5 protein-coding genes are annotated in these 5,244 nt (G+C 73.4%); 1 reads left to right on the top strand and 4 read right to left on the bottom strand.

What is annotated here, in order from left to right; translation table 11 throughout:
- On the bottom strand, positions 1–937 hold a 937-nt coding region (gene rpsB, locus VIM26_RS18835; protein WP_331954072.1), incomplete at its 3' end, for a 30S ribosomal protein S2.
- A gap of 350 nt (positions 938–1,287) precedes the next feature.
- Here rpsB and VIM26_RS18840 point away from each other — a divergent pair.
- A complete protein-coding gene (locus VIM26_RS18840) occupies positions 1,288–1,872 on the top strand; it encodes a M23 family metallopeptidase (protein ID WP_331954073.1) in 585 nt (194 codons plus the stop codon).
- Positions 1,873–2,005: 133 nt separating this feature from the next.
- Here VIM26_RS18840 and whiG read toward each other — a convergent pair whose 3' ends face one another.
- The 3 genes from whiG to dprA form a co-directional block, all read right to left on the bottom strand.
- Complete coding sequence (whiG, locus tag VIM26_RS18845; RefSeq protein ID WP_331954075.1) at positions 2,006–2,890, bottom strand: RNA polymerase sigma factor WhiG; 885 nt, start codon at positions 2,888–2,890, stop codon at positions 2,006–2,008.
- 60 nt (positions 2,891–2,950) lie between these two features.
- The gene (locus tag VIM26_RS18850) at positions 2,951–4,042 is read right to left on the bottom strand and encodes a tyrosine recombinase XerC (RefSeq protein WP_331954077.1); all 1,092 of its coding nucleotides are present in this window, start codon (positions 4,040–4,042) and stop codon (positions 2,951–2,953) included.
- A 145-nt stretch (positions 4,043–4,187) separates the two neighbouring features.
- Positions 4,188–5,244, bottom strand: a 1,057-nt coding sequence (dprA, locus tag VIM26_RS18855) for a DNA-processing protein DprA (RefSeq protein ID WP_331954079.1), incomplete at its 5' end; no start/stop codon positions are given.

A 5,244-nucleotide genomic window follows, 5' to 3' on the forward strand; every position in this document is an offset into this window, starting at 1 on the left:
GAGCGACAGCCTCGGCGACGGGCGCCTCGGGGACGACCTCGACCGGAGCGACAGCCTCGGCGACGGGCGCCTCGGGGACCGGAGCCTCGACGGCGGCCGGAGCGACAGCCTCGGCGACCGGGGCCGCGACGGCGGCCGCAGCGGCGTCCGCCGCGAGTCCGGCCTCGGCACCGGCGAGGAGCTCGCGCTCCCACTCGGCGAGCGGCTCGGCGTCCGGCGTGCCCTCGGCGCCCGCGTTGCGGCCCGAGTGACGCTGGATGAGGCCCTCGGCGACTGCGTCCGCGATCACGCGGGTGAGCAGCGTGACGGCGCGGATCGCGTCGTCGTTACCGGGGATCTTGTAGTCGACGACGTCGGGGTCGCAGTTGGTGTCGAGGATCGCGACGATCGGGATGTGCAGCTTGCGCGCCTCATCGACCGCGAGGTGCTCCTTGTTGGTGTCCACGATCCACACGGCCGAGGGAACCTTGGTCATGTCGCGGATGCCGCCGAGGGTCTTCGCGAGCTTGTCCCGCTCGCGACGCATGATGAGCAGCTCCTTCTTCGTGAAGGCGCTCCCTGCGACGTCGGCGAAGTCGATGAGCTCGAGCTCCTTGAGGCGCTGGAGGCGCTTGTTCACCGTCTGGAAGTTGGTCAGCATCCCACCGAGCCAGCGCTGGTTGACGAACGGCATCCCGACCCGGGCTGCCTGCTCGGCCACGGGCTCCTGGGCCTGCTTCTTGGTGCCGACGAAGAGGATCGTGCCACCGTGGGCGACGGTCTCCTTGACGAAGTCGTACGCAGCGTCGATGTAGCCGAGCGACTGCTGCAGGTCGACGATGTAGATGCCGTTGCGCTCGGTGAAGATAAAGCGCTTCATCTTGGGGTTCCAGCGGCGGGTCTGGTGTCCGAAGTGGACACCGCTCTCGAGCAGCTGGCGCATGGTCACGACGGCCATGGCACGTCCTTCCGGCGCGCACCCTCACGGCGTGCGCGCAAAGTGGCGGGTCCGGGTGGACCCGCATTCCGGTTGTCAGCTCCGACCGGTCAGTCGGGGCCCCTGGCGCCACGCCCTTGCTGGCGCCGGGTTTCCCCGGACCGATGCCAGCGCGGACACCCGGTCCCTGCCGACGAGCCGCGAGGCTCGAATCTGCACAGGGCGCGGGCGAATGGCGCGCGATGTCGATCGGCACAGGCCGATCGCAGAGGTCACTCTACCCGACCCCGGGCGGCGTCCGGCCGACGTCGTGCACCGCGGCGGCCGGCGGGTGTTGCCCCGATCCCTGCTGGTCCACGAGCCTTGCGCGCATGGTGCACCCACTCGGTTCGGTCGTCGTGATCGGCGTGCTCGCCGGCGCCCTCGCTTTCGGCGTCGCGGGCTCCGGACCGGTGCCCGACGCCGTCGTCGGCGCCGCGGCGCGGGCCGGCAACGGCGCGGGCGTGCCGGGGGCCGCAGCGCCACCGGCGGCGCACCGGAGTTCCGGCTACGCGCTGCCGCTCACGGGCGACCCGGCGCTCGTGCACCCGTTCGACGCCCCCGCCGAGCCCTGGGCGCCCGGCCATCGCGGCGTCGACCTCGCCGGGACGGTCGGGCAGGACGTTCTCGCGCCGGCGGCCGGGACAGTGTCGTTCGCGGGCACCGTCGTGGACCGTGGAGTGGTGACCGTCGTGCACGACGACGGGCTGCGGTCGAGCCTGGAACCGGTGAACTGGTCGGTGCGCCCCGGCACCCGGGTGCGGCGCGGTCAGGTGATCGGCACGATCCAGGACGTGGCCGGGCACTGCGCCCCGGCGTCGTGCCTGCACTGGGGCGTGCGCCGCGCCGACGTCTACCTGAACCCCCTCTCCCTGCTGCCCGCCACCGCCCCGGTGATCCTCCTCCCGGACCCCTGACCCCGCGACGCGGGCGTTGCGCCCGCAAACTGCGCACATCCGTGCAGCATGCGCACATCCGATGTACGCAGCCCGCGCCGATGTGCGCAGTTTGTGGCCGATCGGGGTGGGGTGGGGCGGGGCGGGGCGGGGGTCAGCCGCGCTCGGACTCCATGAGCTTGGCGCGGAGGCGGACCATTGCGGCGGTGTGCATCTGGGAGATCCGGGACTCGGTCACGCCGAGCACCCGGCCGATCTCCGCGAGCGTCATGCCCTCGTAGTAGTACAGGACGAGCACGATCTTCTCCCGCTCCCCGAGCTGCTCGATCGCTCGGGCCAGCAGGAACTTGGTCTCCTGGGCCTCGAACGACCCGGCCGGATCGGGCGCGCGCCGGTCCTGGAGCGTGTCGAGCAGCGAGACACTGTCCGTCCGTTCCGCGCCGAGAAGCTCGTCGAGGGCCGCGACGTTCACGGTCGAGAGCTGCGCGAAGACCGTCCGAAGCTCACCGACCCCCACCTCGAGCCGCTCGGCGACCTCGCCCTCGGTGGGCGTGCGGCGCAGCTCGCCCTCCAGCTCGGCGTACGCGCGGTCGACGGCACGGGCCTTGGTCCGCACGGAACGCGGGATCCAGTCCATCGCACGGAGCTCGTCGATGATCGCACCGCGGACGCGTGAGCTCGCGTACGTCTCGAACTTGACCGACCGGTCGAGGGCGTACTTCTCGATCGCGTCGATGAGGCCGAACATGCCGTAGGAGACCAGGTCTGCCTGCTCGACGCTGCTGGGCAGCCGCATGCCGAGCCGGGCGGCGACGGCCGTGACGAGCGGCGCGTAGTGCAGGATCAGCTGCTCGCGCAGGGCTCGGTCGCCGGAGACCTTGAACTCGCGCCAGGCGTCCTGGATGAGCTCGGGGGCCGGGGCGTCCGTCACGTCGAGGGACGGCTCGAATTCGTCGTCGACTGCGGTGCCCCCACCGTTGCCGGTCACCAGGGGACTGTTGGACGAGTGTGGTCGGGGCACGTCGGCGTCGAGCGTCACATCAACCTCGTTCGATCGATGTTCGTTCGGAGCGTCCATGAACGTCTCTCGTGCTCGAGCTCATGCCCTGGGGTGCGCTTGTTGAAATGAGCGACGCAGCCGCTCGGCCGATACGTGGGTATACCGCTGGGTCGTCGCAAGCGTAGCGTGCCCCAGAACTTCCTGAACGCTTCGCAGGTCAGAGCCCCCGGCCAGCAGATGCGTCGCCGCGCTGTGCCGCAGGGCGTGCGGCGCGACGTCGTCCACCCCCGCCAGAGCTGCCACCTCGTGGGAGACCTCGCGGAGCTGGCGCTGGTCGGCGCGGTGACCGCGGCGTCCCAGCAGGAGCGCGCTGCCGGAGTCGGCTGTCGCGAGCCGCGGGCGGCCGTCGACCAGCCATTCGCGCACCGCGCGCGCGGCCGGCACACCGAACGGGATCACGCGTTCGCGGCCGCCCTTGCCGAGCACGCGCATCGTGCGCTGCTCGAGGTCGACGTCGTCGATATCGGCGCCGACGAGCTCCCCGACGCGCGCGCCGGTCGCGTAGAGCAGCTCGAGGGCAACCCAGTCGCGCAGGTGGACCGGGTCGCCGTCGTCGGCGCGGGTGCGAGCGACGTCGAGCAGCTGCGCGGCGGACTCCACTGCGAGCACGGTCGGGAGCGTGACTGCCGAACGGGCCGAGGCGAGCCGCAGGGCGGGGTCGGTCCGCACGCGACCGGTGCGCTGAGCCCACGCGAAGAAGGTCCGCACGGCCGCTCCCCTGCGCGCGAGAGTCGCGCGACTGAGTGGCACGGCGGCCATCGAGGCCAACCAGGCGCGGAGCACGGCGAGGTCGATCTCGTCCAGCGTGGGCCGTCCCTGCGCCTGAGCGAACGCGAAGAGGTGCTCGAGATCGCCCGTGTAGGCCCGCACGGTGTGCGGGGAGAGTCCGCGCTGCGCCCCGAGGTGGGTGCCGAACTGCGCCGCCAGCTCGACCGACCAGGGCGAACGGGCCGGGCGGACGCGGGGCGCCGCCGTCCGGGTGGCGCTGATTGTCGCGGTCGCGCCGATGTCCACGGACGCGACCGCCAGCGCTGCGGCAAGTGCCGACGTCGCGGCGGCAGCCGCCGCCGCGGTCGCCTCGGACACCCCTGTCTGCGCGCTCGTGGTGCTGCTGCCCCCAGTGCTGCTCATGGACCTACCGTGTCGGCCCGCCGACGCCGGGACAAGGATGAGTTCCGCGTGTCGGGCCGCCAACGGCGCCGAGGTGTCCGATCCGCCCCCATTTAGTCCGGGGCGGCAATGGGTGAAGTTGCCCGCGGGGCACCCCGGACGAACCTCACGTTCCGGTCCGGGCGCGGCGACGACGCCGCCAACCCGGCCCATCCCGCTCGGCCAATCCTTCGAGCTCGAGCGGCCCGAGGGCCGCGAGGACCTCCGCGACGGAGAGCCCCGCGGCCCGGGCGAGCGAGTCGGGCTCCGCCGCACGCACGACCGGCAGGGCGTCGAGCACCTTGCGCTGCCGAGGGTCGAGCCCGTCGACCTCGGCCGGTGCGCCGACCCGCTCGGGGGCGAGGTCCCGTCCCGCGACGCCCGCAAGCTCGGCGACCTCCGCGGCATCCGTCACGCACACCGCGGCGCCGTCGCGGAGCAGGCGGTGACAGCCGGCCGAGGCCATCGACGTGACGGGACCGGGCACCGCGCCGACCGGCCGCAGCAGCCCCGCGGCGTGTCCCGCGGTGTTGAGCGCGCCCGACCGCCACGCCGCCTCGACCACGACGGTGGCCCGGCTCGCGGCGGCGATCAGCCGATTGCGTTGCAGGAACCTGCTCTTGCTGGGCACGCACCCGGGGGGCACCTCGCTGAGCACCGAACCTCCGGCCTCCACCACACGTGCCAGCAGCGCGGCGTTGCCCGCCGGGTACGGCCGGTCGATGCCACCCGCGAGGAAGACGACGGTGCGGCCGCCGACGGCGAGCGCACCGCGGTGCGCCGCCGCGTCGATGCCGTACGCGCCGCCCGAGACGACCGCGAACCGGCGATCGGCCAGCCCGGCCGCGAGGTCCGCGGCCACGTGCTCGCCGTAGCCGGTCGCCGCCCGCGCCCCGACGAGCGAGACCGATCGGCGCAGGGGCACCTCGAGGTCCCCCGCGCCGCGAACCCACAGGCACGGCGGTGCCGCGAACCCCAGCTCGTCCAGGCCGGACGGCCAGCCTGCCGACCCCGGATGCAGCACGACGCCGCCGAGCCCCGCCAGCAGGCGCAGCTCGCGGCCGGTGTCCAGGTGCCCGAGCCGCGGCGCCCACCGGTCGAGTCCGTTTCGCAGCCGCACCTGAGCCGGACCATCGATCGGTCCGGCACGCTCGATCAGCGCGCCGAGAGCTCGGCGGCCGGCC

It is taken from the genome of Pengzhenrongella sp. (genome assembly GCF_036565025.1).
Lineage (GTDB): Bacteria > Actinomycetota > Actinomycetes > Actinomycetales > Cellulomonadaceae > Pengzhenrongella.